Raw genomic sequence first — 19999 nt, 5'->3', positions numbered from 1 at the left:
GCCAGCTCCGCTCACGCCCCGTGCGTCGGCAGGGCTGCCTCGGCGCGGGGGTAGGGCTCGTCCCCCACGGCTTCCTGCTGTCGGGCCAGCTCGGCCACCAGCTCGGCTCGGACCTCGGCGTACGCCGGGTCAGCGATGACGTTGTCGACCTCGTAGGGGTCGGTGACCAGGTCGAAGAGCTCCCACTCCACCGGGTTCACAGGCCCGTGTGCTCCGACCTCCTCCAGCGGATCGTTGTAGTAGCAGATCAACTTGTGTGTCTTGGTCCGCACGCCGTAGTGCGCCGGAGCCAAGTGTGCGCCGTCGCGATGCATCCAGTACCGGTAGTACATGGACGTCGGCCAGTCATCCGGCGTCTCTCCGGTGAGCACGTCTACGAACGACCGACCCTGGACGTGGTCGGGGGTTTCCACGCCACAGAGCTCCAACAGGGTAGGGGCGACGTCGACGTTGACGACGATGTCGTCGCAGGCCGATTCCGGCTCCACAAGGCGTGGATACCGCAGCAGGAAGGGCATCCGCAACGACTCCTCATACATCAGCCGTTTGTCGAACATCCCGTGGTCACCCAAGAAGAAGCCCTGGTCGGAGGTGTAGACCACGATGGTGTCCTCGGCCAGCCCCAGTGCCTCGATCACGTCCAGCAGCCGCCCGACGTTGTCATCGATGGAGGCCACCACACGCAGGTAGTCCTTGATGTAGCGCTGATAGCGCCAGCTGATCTCCTCATCCAACGACAACCCCTCCGGCACCGGCGCCTTCAGGTCGAGGTACGGGTCCAGGTCCATCATGCGCATCCGGGCAGCCTGGACCACGGCGGCCCGACCGACTAAGTCGTCATCGAAGGTCTCCGGTTCCGGGATCGTCTCGTCCTCGAAGAGGTGGGCATGGCGACGCGACGGCTCCCACGACCGGTGCGGCGCCTTGTGGTGGCACATCACCGCGAACGGCTGGTCCGGCGAGGTCGTGACCTGCCGCTCGATGAACTCGATGGTGTCGTCGGTGATGAGGTCGGTGACGTAGCCGGGGCGCTCGACGACCCGACCCTCGGCCTCGAGCATCACCGGGTTGTGGTAGTGCCCCTGCCCTGGCAGCACCCGCCAGACGTCGAACCCGGCCGGATCGACCCCGGGGCCATGCCCCAGATGCCACTTCCCGATGAGGGCCGTCATGTACCCCGCCTGCTGCAATGCCTTGGGGAACGACCACCGGTCAGCATCGAGCGTGTCGTGCAGCGACGTCACGCCGTTGCGGTGGTTGTACTCCCCCGTCAGGATCGCCGCGCGGGACGGCGCGCAGATCGAATTCGTGCAGAACGCCGAGTCCAGCCGGATCCCCTCAGCGGCAAGCCGATCTAAGTTGGGTGTGGCGTTGATGCGAGAGCCGTACGCGCTGATGGCATGCGCGGCGTGATCGTCGCTCATGATGAAGACGATGTTGGGCGGGCGCCGATCACCAGTGGTGGGTGCGCCGCCGCGGCGCTCAGATGTCGGCAAGGATCGAGTTGTAGGTCTTGCTGGGCCGCATCACACGGTCGGCCTTGTCGCGATCGATGTAGTAGTAGCCGTGCAGATCGACCGGCTCGCCCTGCACCTCGATCAGTTCGGCCACGATGGTCTCCTCTGCCTCAGCCAGTGCCTCAGCCACCGGAGTGAAGGTCGCGGCAAGGTCAGCGTCGTCATCCTGCTCGGCCAGCGCCTGCGCCCAGTACAGGGACAGGTAGAAGGTGCTGGCGCGATTGTCCAGCTCGTTCACCTTCCGTGATGGCGAGCGACCCTCTCTCAGGTACTCGGTCGTCGCCCGCGACAGTGCCTCGCCCATGACCTTGGCGCCGCCGTTGCCGGTGACGTCAGCGAAGTGCTCGAGCGACACGCCCAGAGCGAGGTACTCGCCGAGGGAGTCCCAGCGCAGGTGGTTCTCGGCCTGCAGTTGTTGGACGTGCTTGGGTGCCGACCCGCCCGCCCCGGTCTCGAACAGCCCGCCGCCGTTCATGAGGGGGACGATCGAGAGCATCTTCGCCGAGGTCCCGAGCTCAAGGATGGGGAAGAGGTCGGTCAGGTAGTCACGCAGCACGTTCCCGGTGACTGAGATCGTGTTCTCGCCGCGGCCGGCCCGCTCCAGCGTGTACCAGGCCGCATCGGCGACGTTCATGATCTGGATGTCGAGGCCCTCGGTGTCGTGCTCATCCAAGTAGGTCTTGACCTTGGCGATGAGCTGGGCGTCGTGCGCCCGGGTCTCGTCCAGCCAGAAGATCGCCGGCCAGCCGGTCGCGCGGGCTCGGTTGACCGCCAGCTTGACCCAGTCCCGGATGGGGCCGTCCTTGGCCTGGCAGGCCCGCCAGATGTCTCCCGCCTCGACCTCGTGAGCCATCAGCACCGTGCCGGAGCCGTCGACGACCTCGACGGTCCCGGCGTGTGGGATCTCGAAGGTCTTGTCGTGGGAGCCGTACTCCTCCGCCTTCTTCGCCATCAGGCCGACGTTGGGCACCGTTCCCATGGTCGAGGGGTCGAAGGCCCCGTTGGCCTTGCAGTACTCGATGGTGGCTTGGTACAGGTCGGCGTAGCTCGAGTCGGGAATCGTGGCCTTCGTGTCCTGGGTCTCGTCATCGGCGTTCCACATCTGCCCGGACGTGCGGATCATCGCGGGCATCGAGGCGTCGATGATGACGTCGGAGGGGACGTGGAGGTTCGTGATCCCCTTGTGGGAGTTGACGTAGGCCAGGTCAGGGCCGCTCTCAAGCGCAGCGTCGATGTCGGCCTTGATTGCGGCCGCGGTGTCGGCGTCGAGCTCCTCCTCGACGGCCTTGATGACCCCGCCCAGGCCGTCGTTCGGGTTGGCGCCGGCGGCCGCGAGTTCCGCCTCCCAGGTCTCGAAGACCTCGGCGAAGTACGCCCGAACGGCGTGACCGAAGATGATGGGGTCGCTGACCTTCATCATCGTCGCCTTCATGTGCAGGCTGAACAGGACCCCCGTCGTCTCGGCATCGGCCACCTGAGCCCTCAGGAAGGCCTCGAGCGCCTCCTTGCTCATGAAGGTGGAGTCGACGACCTCACCGGCCTCGACCGGCACCGACTCCTTCAGCACCGTCGTCTGGCCCTCGGCATCGGTCAGACGGATCTGCAGCGACCCGGCCTCCTCAATCGTGACGGACTTCTCGTTGGAGCGGAAGTCCCCGCCGTCCATGGTTGCGACGTGGGACTTCGAATCAGCCGACCACTCCCCCATCGAGTGCGGGTTGTTGCGGGCGTACTCCTTCACCGCCGCGGGCGCCCGACGGTCGGAGTTGCCCTCACGCAGCACCGGGTTCACGGCGGACCCCATCGCGACCGAGTAGCGAGCCCGGGCATCGGTGTCGGCGTCGGAGGTGACCTCGTCGGGGTAGTCGGGGATGTCGAAGCCGTGGGACTGCAGCTCCGCGATGGCCGCCTTGAGCTGCGGCACCGAGGCGGAGATGTTCGGCAGCTTGATGATGTTGGCCTCCGGGGTCTTGGCCAACTCCCCCAGTTCGGCCAGCGCGTCGTTCACCCGACGGTCCTCCGGTAGCGTGTCGTTCCACTGCGCCAGGGTCCGAGCCGCGAGGGAGATGTCGCGCGTCTCGATGCCCACCCCGCAGGCGCCGGCGAAGGCCTCGATGACCGGGAGGAAGGAGTGGGTGGCCAGTGCCGGGGCCTCGTCGGTGTAGGTGTAGATGATCGGGGAGTCAGTCATGGCCGGCATGCTACCGAGTAGATCGGCGTGCTGGATGGCCGCCCGGCTGATGACGAGGGCAGTTGGACGTGGCAGACTCGACGGACCTGGCGACGGGCCCGCGGGGTCGGTCCCATCATTCCGAGGTAGCTCAGCTGGCAGAGCGGTTGACTGTTAATCAATAGGTCGTGGGTTCGAGCCCCACCCTCGGAGCTCTCATCCCAAGAGCGCGTCCATCAGCCCGGCGATTCGCCGGTGCGTCTGCGCGCATGAGTAGCGGATGCTCGGGCAACCGTACTCGTGCTTGGAGTGCCGGATTCCGTGCTCTGACACGGCTCGGTACGGTTTGCCGAACTGCTGGGGAGGAATGGCCGTTTGGAGTGACCAGTACGCCGTGGCTGCGTCGAGATCCAGGCCCTCGTGGAGGTACAAGCGAACCCGCAGTCGCTGCTCATCAACGTCGAAGAAGTGGCGCAGCCAGCGACAGAAGAGCCCGATCATCCTCCGATCGGTGTTGGCGAACTGCACCATCCCGTCCCGCTTCGCCCCCTCCCCGGCGTACAGCGCAGTGCCCGCGATGAGGAGGTCCCGATCCGACATCACCCCGATCGTCTCCCGACCCCAGGCCAACCCTGCCTCGATCTCCGACGCCTTCCGTCGCTGCAGCACGTTCGGCTCTCGCCGTCCCCCACCCCGCCGCGGGATCGGCGGCGTCGGCACGTCCCGCACCCAGACCGACACCGAGGCCTTGGACACACCCAACTCCTCCGCGATGTCGGCCAGCCGCTGGCCGTCGGCCCGCAGCTCCCGCGCCCGCGACTGCTCCTCGACCTTGCCTCGGTAGCCCATCCTCCAAGGGGATCACAGGGGTGCGACATCCCCTCGCTCCCCCCAGTAAGCTGCGCGACATGGGAACCAAGTTCGGTCTGCTCATCGGTGGGGCTCTCGGCTACTTCTTCGGAACCAAGGCCGGACGGGAGCGTCATCAGCAGATCCTCGAGGCGTTCGACGCCTTCCTCGGATCCGAGACGGCCAAGTCGTTGCAGGCCAGCGCTCGTGATGTGTGGTCGACCGCACAGGGCGAGTTGCCCGATTCGGTGACCGACCTCTTCTCGGACTAAAGATTGCTAATGGGGGTTCGACAATCCTCCACGCAGCGTGAATTTCGGCCTCAAGAGCCCCGATCGGGCCGTCGATGTTCGGAGTGCAGCCACCAATCCTGGTGCTGCGAACCTCCCCACTCCGAAGGACAACATCGTGGACATCGATACCTCACTCAAGCAGGCCATGGAGATCCAGGGCGCCAAGGGCGTCTGCCTGGTCGACCTGGCAAGCGGCATGGCCCTCGGCCAAGCCGGCGGCGGCGAACTGGACCTGGAGCTGGCTGCGGCCGGCAACACCGAGGTCGTGCGTGCCAAGCTCAACACCATCAAGTCCCTCGGCCTCTCGGCTGAGATCGAGGACATCCTCATCACCCTGACCGGTCAGTTCCACCTGATCCGTCCCCTGACCAACCACGGCTCCGAGGGACTGTTCCTCTACCTCGCGCTGGACAGCTCCAAGGCCAACCTGGCCCTGGCTCGCCGCCAGCTGCAGAACGTCGAGGCGCAGCTCGAGATCTGAGCCGATGAACTGGGATCCCACGGCGGCTGAGACCGTCAAGGTCGTCGTCGCGGGCCCGTTCGCGGCGGGTAAGACCTCCTTCATCACCCACCTGTCCCAGACGCCGGTCGTCAGCACCGAGACGGCGACCAGCGGGGACGAGGCCGACCGAAAGGCCGGCACCACCGTTTCGATGGACTACGGAACCTTCACGGTGGGTTCCGGAGACGAGGCAGTCCAACTGCTCCTCTTCGGAACCCCCGGACAGGCCCGGTTCCGCTTCATGCTCGACGTCGCAGCAGTCGGCATGGACGGGTTCATCCTGATCCTCGACGGCACCGACCCAACCAGTCACACCGATGCCGCGGACATCCTCCGCACCTTGGAGGCACACGGATCCGTTCCCTTCCTCGTTGCGGTCAACCGCCTGGACGACGACGAGGAGGCCAAAGAGGTGGCCGCGTCGATCCGCTCCGACCTTGCCGACGTGGCTCGACCCGTCGACGTCCGTGATGCGGCGTCGACCGCCGCGATCCTGCTCGACCTGCTGCTGACCATGACCGACTCGCTGCTAGAGAAGAGCACCGCATGACCGCCGAGGACCACACCACCAACGTCCCGATCTCCGTGCTGACCCGTGAGGCGCTGAACGAGATCAGCTTGGCGGGTCTGCGCGGCTGGCTCCTGTCCACCCTCGACGGCCGCTGGCTGGCCAGTTCGATCGACGGTGATCGCAACGCCGCCGCCGCAGTCATGGCGAGCGCCCACTCCCTCGCCACGCGCACCGGCTCCCTGTTGGGCAGCGGCGAGGTCCACGCCCACCTCGTCCACACCGAGGACGGGATCGTGGCGAGCAAGCTGGTTCGCAAGGACGCGGTCCTGACCCTGCTGGTCGACGACTCCAGCAACATGGCTCAGGTCCTGCACGCCTCGCGGCGCGCCGCAGAGCTGCTCAGCAAGAACGACCGCCTGCCGGTCTCGACCGAGCCACTCGTCCCACTCCCCGACCGACCGAAGCTGTCAGTGGCGTCATGAGTGTCTTCGTCCGACTCAGCGAGTCGATCCCGATCGACTTCACCGGCCTGGCAACGGCGGGTGATGCGATGGTGTGGCATCGCGACGGGTCGCCGATCTGGGTCGGTCCGAACGAGGAGCTGACCGAGGCCATCGAGGTGCTCGGTGTCACCGTCCCGCCGCACAGCGGTCCGCACCTGCGGTACACCGACGCGCCGGAGCTCGAGCACCTCTTCGAGAACCTCCCCTGGCTCGAGAAGAAGATCGTCGTCCACACGGTGCGAGCGCAGGCAGCAACTCGTGTGCGTGCGGTCCAGGACTTCGTGGGTCCCGATGCTGATTGGCATCTTGATGCCTCCGCAAATCCGATCTCATGGCTCCTGCCGGTCGGGGACCCAGCACACGAGGTCGTCCTCGAGCGCATCGCGCCGGAGGGTCGGGTGCTGGTCGATGCCCAGGCACTCGACATCCTGGACGCCTGTGGCGAGTGGGCCGTGCCGGCCTGGGTGCAGGCATCCCTGGAGCTCGAGTGGGAAGTCGTCCTGGGGCGACTGGTCGAACTCCGGGACCGCAAGCTCCTCGCAGCGGACGGTCCGCTTGACCACCTGCTGCAGCACCACGCCGGCAGTACACACGCTGACCCGAGACCCGCACGACGTCGGCGGCAGTCACCCCAGCCCGACCCGTCGCCTCAGCTGTCAGACAACGTCGCTGCAGCACCGACGGGTCCTCATGGTGCGCCGGGCATCGCGATGCCAACCGGCGCAGCCATGTCCGCCGAGAGCGCGTCCGTGCCCGCCGATCTCCCGCGCGAACCAGCTGACACCGCACTCCAAGCGGCGTTTCACGCCGTCGAAGCCGGGACCCTGACCGATGGTCGTCCCACCACCGGGAGCCCGGACCCCAACGCGGTCACGCAGCTGCCCACGCGGTCACCCAACGACACACCCTCGACGTTCGAGGAGAAGGCCAGCGACCCCCCGGTCATCCAGCGGACAGCGGATCCCGTACCGCGGTCGAATGGCACCAGCTTCCAAGCCCGCATGTCCCGCCTCCAACGACGCGAGGCGCTCCTCCGACGAGCGCAGGCCGCGCAGGCCGGCACCTCGCGCGCGGAGGCGTTGCTGCGCCTGGTCGACGGCATCCGCCAACACAGCGACGTCTGAGCCCCGGGGGCCTTAGCCCAGGTAGTCGCGCAGCTGGTTGCTGCGTGAGGAGTGCCGCAGCTTGGCCAAGGTCTTGGCCTCGATCTGGCGGACGCGTTCCCGTGTCACCCCGAACTCGGCGCCGACCTCCTCCAGGGTGCGGACGTCCTGACCGTCAAGGCCGTAGCGCAGGATGATGACCCGTTGCTCCCGCTCACCGAGCGTGTGCAGCACCCCGATCAGGTCCTCCTTCAGCATCGAGACGCTGGCGACCTCGATCGGCTTGACGGCTGTCTCGTCCTCGATGAAGTCGCCGAGGAAGGCGTCATCCTCGCCGCCGACCGGCGTCTCGAGACTGACGGTCTCCTGGCTGATGCGCAGGATGTCCTCGACCTTCTCGGGTTCGAGGTCGAGTTCGTCGCCGATCTCCGACGGGGTCGGTTCCCGACCCAGGAGCTGATGCAGCTGCCGGCTGGTCCGGACGACCTTGTTCATCGTCTCGACCATGTGGACCGGGATCCGGATGGTCCGGGCCTGGTCGGCGATGGCACGTGTGATGGCCTGCCGGATCCACCACGTGGCGTAGGTCGAGAACTTGTAGCCCTTGCGATAGTCGAACTTCTCGACCGCCCTGATGAGACCGAGGTTGCCCTCTTGGATGAGGTCCAGCAGGACCATCCCACGACCGACGTACCGCTTGGCGATCGAGACCACCAGACGGAGGTTCGCCTCGACCAGTCGGGCCTTGGCGCGTTCGCCGGCGCGCTGCTGCCGCAGGAGCTGTCGGCGCCGCTCAGGATCGAGTCGTTCGCCGATCAGATCGAGCCGGTCCCCCGCAGCCAACCCGGCCTCATGCCGCTTGGCCAGATCCACCTCTTCCTCGGAGGACAACAGATCGACGGTGCCGATCTCCTGCAGGTACAGGCGTACGGGATCGCGAGCGTTCGCGAGTTGGGCGGTGACCGAGGAGGCCCCTGATCGCTGCTTGTCGGGGACGGACCGTCGGCGGCTGATGCCCTCGGCATCCAGCAAGCCGATCAGCGCAGCCGCATCGGCGTCCGACAGCCGGGCACCGTCGACGACATCGCCGATGTCCTCTCGGGTCACGTAGCCGCGGGTCCGTCCCAAGTTCAACAGGTCGGTGACGGCGACGTGGTCGAGCAATCCGGCCGGCACCGGGGGCATCGCGTCGACGCGACTGGGCTCGGCGCTCACATCACCACGTCCCGGTCGTGGACGTCCCGCCGCTCGTACGCGCGCCAGACCCGCTCCAGCTCAGCGACGTCGCGAAGCAGGTCCGCCTGCCGCGTGGCATCCAGCAGCCCGGCGTTGTCCTGGAGCTCCTGTCGGGCCGCCTGCCAGCGGCGCCGCGCGTCCTTGGCACGGAGCGCGTCCACCAGCCGTGCCACCTGGGACGGATGGGTGCTCATGGTCAGCTCCGCCGCAGCGAGTCCGCGGACCCGCGACCGCAGGTCGTCGTCCGGCATGGCATCGAGCACGAGGTCGAGGTCACCGTCATGAGTCGTGATGGCCCGGAAGAGGGTCCGGGAGACGTCCGCGACGAACACGTCCTCCTCGACCATGCCCCAATCGTCGGGCAGCAGATCCGGTCGCTGCAACGCAACCTGCAGCACCTGCCGTTCGAGCAGCATCTGGGTGTCTCGGGTCGGCGACGCCGTCGGCGCCTGTGGAGGGTTGTGACGCTCGCTCGACCGATCCCGTGCACCGCTGGGGTGGGCGCGGTTCAGCTCGTCCTCGATCCGCTGGGCGGGCAAGCCGACTCGGGGGCCGACGACGTTGAAGACGTAGTGGTACCGCAGGGTCGGGTCAGTGATCCTGCCCAGCAGGTCGAAGGTGGAGCGATACGCCTGCGTCTTGGCCTCTGGCGTGCTGAGGTCCGCGCCGCGGAGCAGGTGCTCGATCTGGAACTCCACGGCGGTCTTGCGATCGGCCAGTGCCGCTCTCACGGCCTCCACGCCGCCGGCCGAGACGAGATCAGCGGGGTCCTGGCCGTCGGGGAGCACGAGCACCCCCAGGTCGCGGACCCCCACCTTCTCGGCTCGCTCCCGGGCTCGTTCGGCGGCATCGAACCCGGCGTCGTCGGCGTCCAAGGAGAGCGTGACCCTGGCGTCCAGCCGCTGGAGGAGGGTGAAGTGCTGCTCGGTCAGGGCCGTCCCGCAGGGCGCGACGGCGTTCGGCATCCCCGCCAGGTTGAGGGCGATGACGTCCATGTAGCCCTCGACCACCAGGACCTCGCGGCGTTTGACGATCTCACGCCGGGCCAGATCAAGTCCGTACAACGTCGTCGACTTGTCGTAGATGTCGGTGCCCGGTGAGTTGATGTACTTCGGCGCGGCACCGTCCATCTTCGTGACGACGGGCCCGCCCGGCAGGATCCGCCCGCCGAAGGCCACGGTGTCACCGCGTTGGTCTCTGATGGGAAAGAGGACCCGGGCGCGGAAGCGGTCCACCGGCCCCCGCCGACCCTTCGTCGCCAGCCCGGCCTGGATGACGTCGGCCGGTGAGGCGCCCTCGGCGATCAGATGATCGGAGAGCGCACTCCAGGCGTCCGGGGCCCAGCCGATGCCGAAGATGTCCCAGGCCTCCTCCTCGACCCCTCGCTCGGTCAGGTAGGTCCGCGCCGAGTCCCCCGTCGTGCTGCGCAGCTGCTGGCGGTAGAAGGTGTCCGCGGCAGCCGTGAGTTCGAGGATCCGCGTGCGCCGTCCGAGCGCCTTCGCCTGCCCCGGACGCAGCTCCTCGTACCGCAGGGTGATGCCGAACTGCCGCGCGAGCTTCTCGACCGCCTCGGTGAAGCTGAGGCCATCAGCTTCCTGGACGAAGGTGATGGCATCACCGCCGACGCCGCAGCCGAAGCAGTGATAGAAGCCCTTGTCCTGTCGGACCGAGAACGACGGCGACTTCTCGTCGTGGAACGGGCAGCGACCCATGAAGTTGCTGCCCGAACGCTTCAGCGCGGTGTAGGGCTGGACGACCTCGACGATGTCCAGGCGCTGCTTGAGGGAGTTCAGATCCTCGTCGTTGATCCTGCCGGCCATGCCGCGTCTGCTCGACCTCAGCTCAGCCGTGGTGTCTGCTGAGGCAGGAAGAACTGGTTGAACTGCTGGACGGCCTGCCGGTCCGACAGCGAGGCCACACCGTCGATGATCCGCACGTCGAGCGGGTCGTTGGTGTGACGGAACGCTGCTGGCAGCCGGTCGGGATTGTCCCGATAGAACACGACCAGACTCGACAGCACGTGGCTGCCCCGGCCCTGCTCGTCCGCACGGGCGTGACCATCGGCGACGCGATCGACGATGAAGTCCACCAGCGTGTCGAGCGCGGACTGAGCTGGCTCACCGAGTGCGATCTCAGGCCGCCCGGCGGAGGCGGCCACGACGTCCTCCGTCAAGACACCGCGCCAGGAGGTCGGCTGATCACCCAGACTGCCGATGGCCTCTGCCGGGAGGTCGGACAGCACCACGACGCCGGTCTCCAGCGCGTCGGTGATCTCGTCGATCACCTGCGCGATCCGGGCGCTGACCCTGACGACTTCCGCTTCCCGGGTCGCCGGGGTCGGGGCATCTGAGGTGTGACAGGCGATGCCGTCGCGAACCTCGAAGGACAGGTTGAGGCCGGGGGTGCCGGCCGGCCCCGGTTCGAGCGTCTCAATGATGCGCACGGACTGGTGGTTGTGCCGGAAGGCCGGCTCGGTGAACAGGCCCAGGGCCGCCTCACCTGCCCGCCCGAACGCGGGTGCGCCCAGCTCCCGCCCTAGGGCGATCGCCTCCGTCAGGTCCTCGTTCAGACGCAGCGCCCGAGCGATGGTTCGAGCCGTACGTGCCCCGGAGAGCGTGTGCTGCAGTCGGGAGCGGTACCCCGCGCCACGAACGGAGAGCAGTGAGTGGCTCTTGTCCGTGAGCCGACCGAACGCCCCACACCCCTGGATCCGCTCGATGTCGATCTGGAACGACGTCCGCAGTCTGTCGGCTGCCTCGGGCTGCTCGCGCCCCTTCGACTCGTCGGACAGCGTGGCCCACGCCGAGAGGCTTGCGCGTTCCAACTCCTCGGTGCGTTCGCGGGCCGAACGAGGATCAGGCACGGGCTGGATGCTAGCAGCCGGTGCATCCGATCCGGTGCCGTAGGATCGAGTCCATGAGCAGCTCGGAGCCAACCCCGGAGCCCCGTCCGCGAGAGTTGATCGCCGCCGCTCGCGTTGCGGACGGCCTGGTGGTCGTCGTCGGTCTGGCCGGGGTGGTTGCGGGTGCCCAGCTGTTCCGGGCCGGAGACCTCGCGTTTGCCATCATCGCCTGGATCCTCACCTTCATCGCCGGCGCTGCGCTGCGGTTGGTCGTCTGGATGGCGCGTGGCATCGCGGCCGTCATGGACCGCACCGAGCGGATCGAGCAGGACATCGTCGCGATCACGCGAACCCGTCGACAGGGGGCACCCGAGGAGGGGTTGGGCAACGACCCCTACGGTCGGCTGGGCGGGTGGCACTGACCCACCGGCTCACACCAGGTCGCGGGCGGGGCCTCGCTCGCCGGCGGCCTGGCCGTCGGTGACGGCGACGCCGAGGGAGAGGTCGACGGGCTGGTCCGCATCCTGCTGGGCGACGAGAAGCGCCCGCGCGAGTTGGTCGCGCTTGGCACCGAAGGTCCGCTCGAGGATCGGCGTGACGGTACTGCGCAGGGCGAGGACCGGTCCGACGAACCGTGGGGCCCAGATGCGCTTGGCCCGGCGGCTGATGCCGCGCTCGATGGCGTCGACGGCCTGATCCGGTGGGATGGGCGTCTTGAGGAAGCCGGGCTGGGTGGCGTTGAGGGCCGAAGCGGCACCGGTCTCGTAGGCCCCGCGAACCAGGTCGGTCTCGATGAAGCCGAAGTAGGCACAGCCGGCGTGGGCGGACGTGGGCAGCAACTCGGCGCGGAGTGCGTCGGTCAGGGCCTCGACGCCGGCCTTGGAGGCGGTGTAGGCGCTCATCAGCGGGGCGTGGGCGACGGCGGCCAGCGAGGCGATGTTCAGCAGGTAGCCGCCGCTGGCCACGATGTGGGGCACCACGGCCCGGTTGGTCCGGTAGACGCCGTTCAGGTTGACGTCGATCGTGCGCAGCCACTGCTCCATCGGTTGCGTGGCCAGGGTCCCGATGAAGGACAGGCCAGCGTTGGCGACGGCGACGTCGATTCCGCCGAACCGACTGGCCGTGCCCTCGACGGCGGTGACGACGGCATCGTTGTCCGTGACGTCGGCCTCGAACCAGGCCGCGCGGGGTCCGAGGCCGGCCGCGAGTGCAGTGAGGCGGTCAGGTTCGAGGCCGACCAGCGACACGTTGGCGCCGGCGGCGTGCAGCCGTCGGGCCAGTGCGGCCCCGATCCCGCGGGCGGCGCCGGTGATCAGGACGGTGCGCCCCGCGACCTGGTACGGCTCTCGGCGCTGACGTCCGGCAATCATGAGCCGTGACGCTAGCAGGGTCGCACTCGAGGGTGTGTCACCTCCGAGCGCCCCCACGCGCACACGCGACACACCGGTCGATTGGCCCCTCAGGCCCGCGCCGCCGCGAAGCGGTCGTCGAGGTACGCCACGAGGTTCTCGATCGGGACCCGGTCCTGGTCCATCGTGTCGCGGTCGCGGACCGTGACGGCGTCGTCGTCCTCCACCGTCTCGAAGTCCACGGTCACGCAGAACGGCGTCCCCACCTCGTCCTGCCGCCGATACCGACGGCCGATCTGGCCCGACTCATCGTAGTCCACGCCTCGGAAGTGCGGCTTGAGGAGGTCGTTGACGCGCCGCGCGGTGGGGGTGAGCGTGTCCTTCTTCGACAGCGGGAGCACAGCCACCTTGACCGGTGCGAGGTCGGGGTGGAAGCGCAGGACCGTCCGGGTCTCCGTGCCACCCTTGGCTGCAGGAGCCTCCTCCTCGGCGTAGGCATCGACCATGAACGCCAGGACCGTCCGGTCGACGCCGGCCGCCGGCTCGATGACGTAGGGGATGTACCGCTCCCCCGCCGCCTGGTCGAAGTAGCTCAGGTCCTTGCCGGAGTGCTCGGCGTGCTGGGTCAGGTCGAAGTCGCCCCGGTTGGCGATGCCCTCGAGTTCGCCCCAACCCATCGGGAAGCGGTACTCCAGATCGACGGTGCCCTTGGAGTAGTGGCTCAGCTCGTCCTCGGCGTGTGGTCGGATGCGCAGGTTGGCCGGGTCCATCCCGAGAGCGGTGTACCAGTCGTAGCGCTGACGGATCCAGTAGTCGTGCCACGCCTCGTCGGTGCCGGGTTTGCAGAAGAACTCCATCTCCATCTGCTCGAACTCGCGGACGCGGAAGATGAAGTTGCGGGGCGTGATCTCATTGCGGAAGGACCGCCCGATCTGGCCGATGCCGAACGGGACCTTCTTCCGGCTGGTCAGCTGGACGTGGGCGAAGTCGACGAACATGCCCTGTGCGGTCTCCGGGCGCATCCAGACCTGGGCCGCGGTGTCCTCCGACGGACCCACGAAGGTCCGGAACATCAGGTTGAATTCGCGCGCTTCGGTGAAGGTCCCGGCCTGCCCGCAGTTCGGGCAGTAGATCTCACCGGACTTGTTGGTCGGCAGCTGATCCTCGCGGTACCGGCTCTGGCAGTTGCGACAGTCCACCAACGGGTCGGTGAACCCGCCGACATGGCCGGAGGCCTCCCAGACCTTGGGGTGCATGAGGATGGAGGCCTCGATGGGCACGACGTCGTCCCGCAGCTGGAACATGGCGGTCTTCCAGGCGTCGCGGACGTTCTCCTTCAGTGCCACACCGAGCGGCCCGAAGTCCCAGGCCCCCCGCAGGCCGCCGTAGATCTCGGAGGACTGGAAGATGATCCCCCGCCGCTTGCACAGCTCGACGATGGTCTCCATCGAGGTGTGGTGGTCGGTGACGGTGTCGTCGGCCAACGGGTCGACGAGTGGGAGGTCGGCGTCGAAGCCGGGGGGATGGTGGGGGTCTACGGTCACGGGAAGATAACTCCGGGCAGTACGGGTCGGTCTTGACTGGTCCCGCATAGTACGGACCCCGGCCAGGCCCGCCTCTGCGCCGTCACGTCTGGCATCACTCCAGCGTCTCCCTCCAGAAATCGGGCTAGACTTAGCCCATGATCGTCAACATGCACGACGCGAAGTCCTCCCTGTCCCGCCTGATCCGAAAGGTCGAGGACGGCGAGGAGGTGCTCATCGGCCGCAACGGGAAGCCCGTCGCCCGACTGGTCCCCTACGTCGCCCGTCCCGGCCGACGACCGGGGCGGCTGGCCGGCAAGATCACGGTCGAACCCGACTTCGACCAGACGCCGCCCGAGGTGATCCGAGCCTTCCAGGGCTCTGCCTCCAACGACTCTGCCTTCGACGACCCCGCCGCAGACGACCAGGGATGAGCCTGCTGCTGGACACCCATGCGTTGCTCTGGTGGCTGAATGGCGACCCACTCAGCGAGGCAGCGATCGGATCGATCGCCGCGGAGGACGGACTGGTCGTCGTCTCAGCCGTGTCGATCTGGGAGGCCGAGATCAAGGCCGCCATCGGGAAGCTCTCCCTCCAGGTCGACCTGGTCGAGGAGTCCGCGGTCGAAGGGTTCGAGCCGCTTCCCGTGACGCTCGAGCACGCGCGCGACGCCGGTCGCCTCCCGCCGCACCACCGCGACCCGTTCGACCGCATGCTGGCGGCTCAGGCGTTGGCCGAGAATCTGACGCTCGTCACCCGGGACGAGGTCTTCACCCGCTACGCGGTCGATGTCCTCCCCTGCTAGACAGCACAACTCGACCTCGGAGGCCCGCTACAGGATCTGAGACAGGAAGAGCTTCGTCCGCTCCTCCTGCGGGTTGTCGAAGAAGTGCTCCGGCGTCCCGACCTCCACGATCTCGCCGTCAGCCATGAACACGACCCGGTCGGCGACGGCGCGGGCGAAGCCCATCTCGTGGGTGACCACGATCATGGTCATGCCGGACTTCGCCAGCTCCTGCATCGCGTCCAGCACCTCCTTGACCATCTCGGGGTCGAGGGCGGAGGTCGGCTCGTCGAACAGCATCACCTTCGGCTTCATCGCCAGTGCCCGGGCGATCGCCACACGCTGCTGCTGACCACCGGAGAGCTGACCGGGCTGCTTCTGGGCCTGCTCGGGAATCTTGACCAGCTCGAGCAGCCGCATCGCCTCGGCCTCGGCCTCCGCCTTCGGCTCCTTCCTGACCTGGCGTGGCCCCAGGGTGATGTTCTCCATCACGGTCATGTGGGGGAACAGGTTGAAGGACTGGAAGACCATGCCGCACTCGCGGCGGATCTCCTGGATGTTGCGGATGTCCTGGGAGAGCTCGACGCCATCGACGACGATCGTGCCCTCAGTGTGCTCCTCGAGGTGGTTGACGCACCGGATCATCGTGGACTTGCCCGAGCCCGACGGGCCGATGACCACCACCACCTCCTGCTCGCCGACCACCAGGTTGATGTTCTTCAGCGCCTGGAAGTCCCCGTAGAACTTGTCCATGTCGCTGATCGTGATGATCGGGTTGCCGTTGCCGCCCGGCTTGAGAGCCGCGCTGCGGAGGTCTTCGACATCGGGTGTTGTTTGGTCACTCATCGGGTTCCGACTCCCAGCTTGGTTTCGAGGCGTTGTGAGGCACGGGACATGGAGAAGCACATGACCCAGAAGATGAATGCGACGAAGGCGTACACCTCTGCCGCGTAACCCTGATTGGCGAACTCGAGCGATCCGAGGATCGGATCGGAGACACCGAGCAACTCGAACAGACCGATGATGATCAGCAGCGTCGTGTCCTTCAGGAGGGCGATGAACTGACCGACCAGGGCCGGGATCGAGTTGCGCAGCGCCTGTGGCAGCACGATCTTGCGGCTGATCGTGATGGGTGACAGGCCGACTGCCTGGCCGGCCTCGGTCTGCCCGTCGGGGACCGACTGCAGGCCGCCTCGCACGATCTCGGCGACGTAGGCGGCACTGAACAGCGTGAACATGATGATCGCCCGGAACACCTCTCCCGGCGGCTCGAAGTCCGGCGGGAAGAAGAACCGCAGCGCGAATTGACCCATGAAGAGCAGCGTGATCAGCGGGACACCGCGGATGAGTTCGATGTAGAGGACCGCGAGCGGGCGCAGCAGCGGGAAGGACGAGCGCCGGGTCAGCGCCAGGACCACGCCGATCGGGAAGCAGGCCACGATCGAGATGAATGCCACGTTGAGCGTGAGCAGCAGCCCACCGAACTGGTCGATGTTGGAAGATCGGAAACCCGACTCGAGCCAGAAGGCGACCAGGGCCAACACGAACATGATCAGCCCACGCCGTCGCTGGACGGCCATCGGCAGGAGAGGCCCGACCTGACGGCCCAGCAGGTACGGCACGGCGATCCCGAGGGTCAGCAGTGTCGGCGTGATCGTGGTCGTCATGGACAGCAGGGCGACGGCGGCCAGCACCGGGGGGAAGGTCATCGCGATGCGCGACCCGGCCCGGATGGGTGTCTGGGCCTCGTCGGGGCGCCCACCCGCCGCGAACCCCATGATCAACGCAATCGTGTAGATGGACGCCCACAGACGGGGAAGCCCGATGCCCGTGTCGTCGAACGAGGTCCCCACCATGAAGATCTCGAGGTTCTGGCGCAGGATGTCCCAGGCGTTGCGGGTCCCGCCCTCCGGCGTGGGCTTCTGGTTGAAGAACACGAAGTTGACCGTGCGGTACAGCGCGTAGGCGATGATCGCACCGAAGATCAGCGTCAGGATCGAGTTCTTGAGGTCCTTGAAGAGGTTCTTGCGGATCAGGCCGCCGATGCCCTCTTCCAAGCCCGGAGGAAGATCTGGCTCCGGTGCCGGCGGGTTGTCCTGGGGACCGGGAGCGTCTGTGGTTACCGTCGACATGGTTACCGCGTCTCCAGGGCCAGTCGGCGGTTGAAGAAGTTCGCCACCGCCGAGATGGAGAGTGAGAAGGTGAGGTAGAGCCCCATCAGGACCACGACGGTCTGGATGGCGGGGGCGGCGTTGTTGGTGGCCCGCTGGAAGATCGCCGTGATCTCGATGTAGCCGATGGCCACGGCAAGTGAGGAGTTCTTGGTGATGTTGAGGTACTGGTTCGCAAGTGGTGGGATCATGATCCGGAAGGCCTGGGGCAGGATCACGAAGCGGTAGCGCTGGAAGCCGGTCAGCGCGATCGCCTGCGCCGCCTCCGTCTGCCCCTTGTGGATGGCCTGGATGGCGCCGCGCACGATCTCAGCCACGTGCGATGCGGTGTAGAGCGTCAGGGCGATGGTCAACGAGGCGTAGGCGGGATTGATGTCCAGGCCACCGCCGATCTGACGGCCGTCGACGAACGCCGGGTCGAGAGCCAGCGCGTTGCCGGCCACGACGTTCCCGATGAGCAGGACGATGATGAAGCCGATGGACCCGTACAGCCCCCCGCGAGCCGGCGCACCGGTCTTGGCATTGACCTGGCCTCGGTAGGCGCTGATCAGCACGGCAGCAAGCAGACCGATTCCGATGAAGCCGACGAACATCAAGGTGCTGGCGTCCGGGTTCAGCCACGGGATGCCGATGCCCCGGTTGGACACGACGAACACATCCAGGGGTGTGTTCGCTTCGGTGATCGCCGGCAAGCCGACCAGCGTGATCGCGAAGTGTGTGATGAAGATCCACACCAGCGCCGGGATGTTCCGGAAGGTCTCGACGTACAGCGTGCCGAACGTCCGGGCGGCGGCGTTGTCAGAGAGCCGGGCGATGCCGATCAACACGCCGATGAGGGTGCAGAAGGGGATGCCGACGACGATGACGCGGAGCGTGTTGAGGTACCCCAACCAGAACGCTCCGCGGACTGACTCGTCGGCGGCATCGTCCAAGCCGGGGATGGCCGAGCCGAACTTGCCATCGAGGAAGCTGAATCCGGTTGGCAGCCCAGCACTCTCGAGGTTCTCGATGATGTTGCCGTAGAGGTAGCGGGCCACCAGCACCACGACCACCACGACGGCGATCTGGCCGATCCACCGGATGACGCGGATGTCGCGATAGAAGGGCGGATTCTCCTGGCTTCGGAGTTCCGGGATTGGTGCGGTGGTCGACACGTGCCCTCCTGGGGCTGACTACGGGATTGGGGGAGTCTGCCAAACGCGAGCAGAAAAGGCGACGGCCGCGGGCGGAATCTCTTCCGTCCGCGGCCGTCAGCGTTACATCAGCTGAGCCCTATCGGTAGGGCGGCGGGTAGTGCAACCCACCCTCTGTCCACAGCTGGTTGACGCCCTCGTCCAGGCCGATCGGCTCGATGTTGCGATCGAAGATCTCCTGGTAGTTGCCAACGGCGGCGATGACCCGAGCTGCCCACTCCTCGTCGGGGAAGCCGAGTGCGGTGCCAAGTGTCTGGCCCTCCTCCTGCCCCAGGAAACGTGCGATGTCGGCGTTGTCGCCGGAGTCGAAGCCATCGACGTTGGTGCTGTCGATGCCGTACTCCTCCGCCTGGAAGGTGGCGAAGACGACCCACTGGACGATGTCGAACCACTGGTCGTCGCCCTGGCGGACGGCGGGACCGAGCGGCTCCTTGGACATCACGTCCTCGAGGATGCGGGTCTCACCACCGGTGTAGGTGGCCGCGAAGGACGCAAGGCCCGAGCGGTCGGTGGTGTAGGCGTCGCATGCGGCATTCGTGAAGTTCTCCGTGACCGCTGCCTCGTCAGCCACGTTCACCGGCTCGTAGGAGATGCCGAGGTTGTCGAAGTAGGTCTCCAGGTTCAGCTCGGTGGTGGTACCGGTCTGGACGCAGATCAGGTAGCCGTCCATGTCGGCGACCGACTCAGCCGGGTCGTCGGCGTTGACGAGCATGCCCTGACCGTCGAAGTAGGTGGTCGCGGTCCACTGCAGACCGAGCTCACCGTCACGGGACGCGGTCCAGGTTCCGTTTCGCGAGAGGACGTCGACCTCACCGGACTGCAGCGCGGTGAAGCGGGTCTCCGCGGTCAAGTCGGTGTAGTTGACGGCGTCCGGGTCGTCCAGGATCGCGGCCGCGATCGCACGGCAGTAGTCGACGTCCAGTCCGGTGTACTCGCCGCCCTCGTTCAGCGAGAAGCCGGCCAGCTGACCATTGACACCGCACTCCAGCACGCCAGCGTCGATGGTGGCTGCCAGCGTCGAGCCCTCCTCGCCGGTGGCAGCTGCGACATCGTCCTCGGTGTCGTCGGTTGCCGCGGCCTCGTCGTCGGACGAGGTGTCCTCGTCGCCCTCCCCGTCGGCTTCGCTAGTTTCCTCCTCGCTGGCGTCGTCCGAGCCCTCGTCGTCGCCTGATGTACAGGCGGCGGCGACGAGCGCGAGGAGCAGCAGCAGAGCAATCAAGGTCTTGTTGCGCACTTGTTTCCCTTCACGTTCACGGTTGTGGTCCCGCGCAGGTTTTGCGCTTGACGGCGCGGGGTGCGACGGAGTGCGTCGACTGTTGCGCCCTGGACCGATGAGCCGGAGCCTACGGCCAGTCCAATCGCCTGTCCACTACCGGAGTAGTTGTGGTCTCTGTCTGGCTGACAGCATCAGGGATGCACGTTTCGACCGCGTTGCGGCGACGTAAGCCCTCTG

Annotated in this window: 20 protein-coding genes and 1 tRNA gene; 9 read left to right on the top strand and 12 right to left on the bottom strand. The window is 67.1% G+C overall.

The genetic code is table 11. The annotated features are described in order from the left end of the window. Nucleotides 1-11 precede the first annotated feature (11 nt). Together C1746_RS13125 and C1746_RS13120 are read right to left on the bottom strand one after the other, a co-directional pair. Entirely contained in the window at nucleotides 12-1496 is a 1485-nt protein-coding gene (locus tag C1746_RS13125) for a sulfatase family protein (protein ID WP_276309979.1), read from the bottom strand. Then, nucleotides 1483-3708 (bottom strand): NADP-dependent isocitrate dehydrogenase, encoded by a 2226-nt coding sequence (locus tag C1746_RS13120; protein WP_116715005.1) that lies wholly within the window; start codon nucleotides 3706-3708, stop codon nucleotides 1483-1485. Before C1746_RS13120 ends, C1746_RS13125 begins: the two co-directional genes overlap by 14 nt. A 119-nt stretch (nucleotides 3709-3827) precedes the next feature. Between C1746_RS13120 and C1746_RS13115 the strand changes: the two genes are divergently transcribed. Then, nucleotides 3828-3900, top strand: a tRNA-Asn gene (locus C1746_RS13115). A gap of 3 nt (nucleotides 3901-3903) precedes the next feature. Here C1746_RS13115 and C1746_RS13110 read toward each other — a convergent pair. Then, nucleotides 3904-4536: a hypothetical protein gene (locus C1746_RS13110; RefSeq protein ID WP_116715004.1), complete on the bottom strand. Its 633-nt coding sequence runs from the start codon at nucleotides 4534-4536 to the stop codon at nucleotides 3904-3906. 59 nt (nucleotides 4537-4595) lie between these two features. Between C1746_RS13110 and C1746_RS13105 the strand changes: the two genes are divergently transcribed. From C1746_RS13105 to C1746_RS13085, 5 genes are all read left to right on the top strand, one after another. Continuing rightward, nucleotides 4596-4808, top strand: coding sequence for a YtxH domain-containing protein (locus C1746_RS13105; protein WP_116715003.1), 213 nt, complete (start codon nucleotides 4596-4598; stop codon nucleotides 4806-4808). 133 nt (nucleotides 4809-4941) lie between these two features. Beyond that, nucleotides 4942-5310, top strand: a complete 369-nt coding sequence (locus tag C1746_RS13100; RefSeq protein WP_116715708.1) for a hypothetical protein — start codon at nucleotides 4942-4944, stop codon at nucleotides 5308-5310. 4 nt (nucleotides 5311-5314) lie between these two features. Further along, nucleotides 5315-5881 (top strand): GTP-binding protein, encoded by a 567-nt coding sequence (locus C1746_RS13095; protein WP_116715002.1) that lies wholly within the window; start codon nucleotides 5315-5317, stop codon nucleotides 5879-5881. Continuing rightward, the gene (locus tag C1746_RS13090; RefSeq protein ID WP_116715001.1) at nucleotides 5878-6324 is read left to right on the top strand and encodes a roadblock/LC7 domain-containing protein; all 447 of its coding nucleotides are present in this window, start codon (nucleotides 5878-5880) and stop codon (nucleotides 6322-6324) included. The genes C1746_RS13095 and C1746_RS13090 overlap by 4 nt, the downstream gene beginning before the upstream one ends. Beyond that, a complete protein-coding gene (locus C1746_RS13085; protein ID WP_116715000.1) occupies nucleotides 6321-7469 on the top strand; it encodes a dihydrolipoyllysine-residue succinyltransferase component of 2-oxoglutarate dehydrogenase complex in 1149 nt (382 codons plus the stop codon). The genes C1746_RS13090 and C1746_RS13085 overlap by 4 nt, the downstream gene beginning before the upstream one ends. Before the next feature lie 12 nt (nucleotides 7470-7481). Here the strand turns inward: C1746_RS13085 and rpoD are convergent, their stop codons facing one another. Genes rpoD through C1746_RS13070 form a run of 3 tightly spaced genes read right to left on the bottom strand, consistent with a single transcriptional unit; the run spans nucleotide 7482 to nucleotide 11547 of the window. After that, nucleotides 7482-8633, bottom strand: coding sequence for an RNA polymerase sigma factor RpoD (rpoD, locus tag C1746_RS13080; protein WP_116715707.1), 1152 nt, complete (start codon nucleotides 8631-8633; stop codon nucleotides 7482-7484). Nucleotides 8634-8659: 26 nt separating this feature from the next. Next, entirely contained in the window at nucleotides 8660-10504 is a 1845-nt protein-coding gene (gene dnaG, locus C1746_RS13075; protein ID WP_116714999.1) for a DNA primase, read from the bottom strand. Between the two features lie 17 nt (nucleotides 10505-10521). Next, nucleotides 10522-11547, bottom strand: a complete 1026-nt coding sequence (locus C1746_RS13070; RefSeq protein WP_162867705.1) for a deoxyguanosinetriphosphate triphosphohydrolase family protein — start codon at nucleotides 11545-11547, stop codon at nucleotides 10522-10524. A 53-nt stretch (nucleotides 11548-11600) separates the two neighbouring features. On the opposite strand from C1746_RS13070, the gene C1746_RS13065 reads away from it, so the two are divergent. Continuing rightward, the gene (locus tag C1746_RS13065; RefSeq protein WP_162867704.1) at nucleotides 11601-11948 is read left to right on the top strand and encodes a hypothetical protein; all 348 of its coding nucleotides are present in this window, start codon (nucleotides 11601-11603) and stop codon (nucleotides 11946-11948) included. A 9-nt stretch (nucleotides 11949-11957) separates the two neighbouring features. On the opposite strand, the gene C1746_RS13060 is transcribed toward C1746_RS13065, so the two are convergent. Both C1746_RS13060 and C1746_RS13055 read right to left on the bottom strand, forming a co-directional pair. Next, nucleotides 11958-12896: a short-chain dehydrogenase/reductase gene (locus tag C1746_RS13060; RefSeq protein WP_116714996.1), complete on the bottom strand. Its 939-nt coding sequence runs from the start codon at nucleotides 12894-12896 to the stop codon at nucleotides 11958-11960. Nucleotides 12897-12985: 89 nt separating this feature from the next. Further along, nucleotides 12986-14323 (bottom strand): glycine--tRNA ligase, encoded by a 1338-nt coding sequence (locus C1746_RS13055; protein WP_116715706.1) that lies wholly within the window; start codon nucleotides 14321-14323, stop codon nucleotides 12986-12988. A 233-nt stretch (nucleotides 14324-14556) separates the two neighbouring features. Here C1746_RS13055 and C1746_RS13050 point away from each other — a divergent pair, with 233 nt between their 5' ends. Further along, nucleotides 14557-14832 carry a type II toxin-antitoxin system Phd/YefM family antitoxin gene (locus C1746_RS13050; RefSeq protein WP_116714995.1) on the top strand — a complete coding sequence of 92 codons (276 nt, stop codon included), beginning with the start codon at nucleotides 14557-14559 and terminating at the stop codon, nucleotides 14830-14832. Beyond that, entirely contained in the window at nucleotides 14829-15203 is a 375-nt protein-coding gene (locus C1746_RS13045) for a type II toxin-antitoxin system VapC family toxin (protein WP_116714994.1), read from the top strand. Before C1746_RS13050 ends, C1746_RS13045 begins: the two co-directional genes overlap by 4 nt. Before the next feature lie 27 nt (nucleotides 15204-15230). On the opposite strand, the gene C1746_RS13040 is transcribed toward C1746_RS13045, so the two are convergent. The 4 genes from C1746_RS13040 to C1746_RS13025 all read right to left on the bottom strand — a co-directional run bounded on the left by C1746_RS13040 (nucleotide 15231) and on the right by C1746_RS13025 (nucleotide 19780). Continuing rightward, on the bottom strand, nucleotides 15231-16028 hold the full coding sequence (locus C1746_RS13040) for an amino acid ABC transporter ATP-binding protein (protein ID WP_116714993.1): 798 nt from the start codon (nucleotides 16026-16028) through the stop codon (nucleotides 15231-15233). Continuing rightward, entirely contained in the window at nucleotides 16025-17314 is a 1290-nt protein-coding gene (locus C1746_RS13035) for an amino acid ABC transporter permease (RefSeq protein ID WP_116714992.1), read from the bottom strand. The genes C1746_RS13040 and C1746_RS13035 overlap by 4 nt, the downstream gene beginning before the upstream one ends. Before the next feature lie 2 nt (nucleotides 17315-17316). Next, nucleotides 17317-18507, bottom strand: coding sequence for an amino acid ABC transporter permease (locus tag C1746_RS13030; RefSeq protein ID WP_116714991.1), 1191 nt, complete (start codon nucleotides 18505-18507; stop codon nucleotides 17317-17319). A 118-nt stretch (nucleotides 18508-18625) separates the two neighbouring features. Continuing rightward, nucleotides 18626-19780: an amino acid ABC transporter substrate-binding protein gene (locus C1746_RS13025; RefSeq protein ID WP_205711841.1), complete on the bottom strand. Its 1155-nt coding sequence runs from the start codon at nucleotides 19778-19780 to the stop codon at nucleotides 18626-18628. Nucleotides 19781-19999 lie beyond the last annotated feature (219 nt).

It is taken from the genome of Euzebya tangerina (genome assembly GCF_003074135.1).
GTDB classification, from domain to species: domain Bacteria; phylum Actinomycetota; class Nitriliruptoria; order Euzebyales; family Euzebyaceae; genus Euzebya; species Euzebya tangerina.
This window is presented reverse-complemented; position numbering and strand designations above follow the sequence as displayed.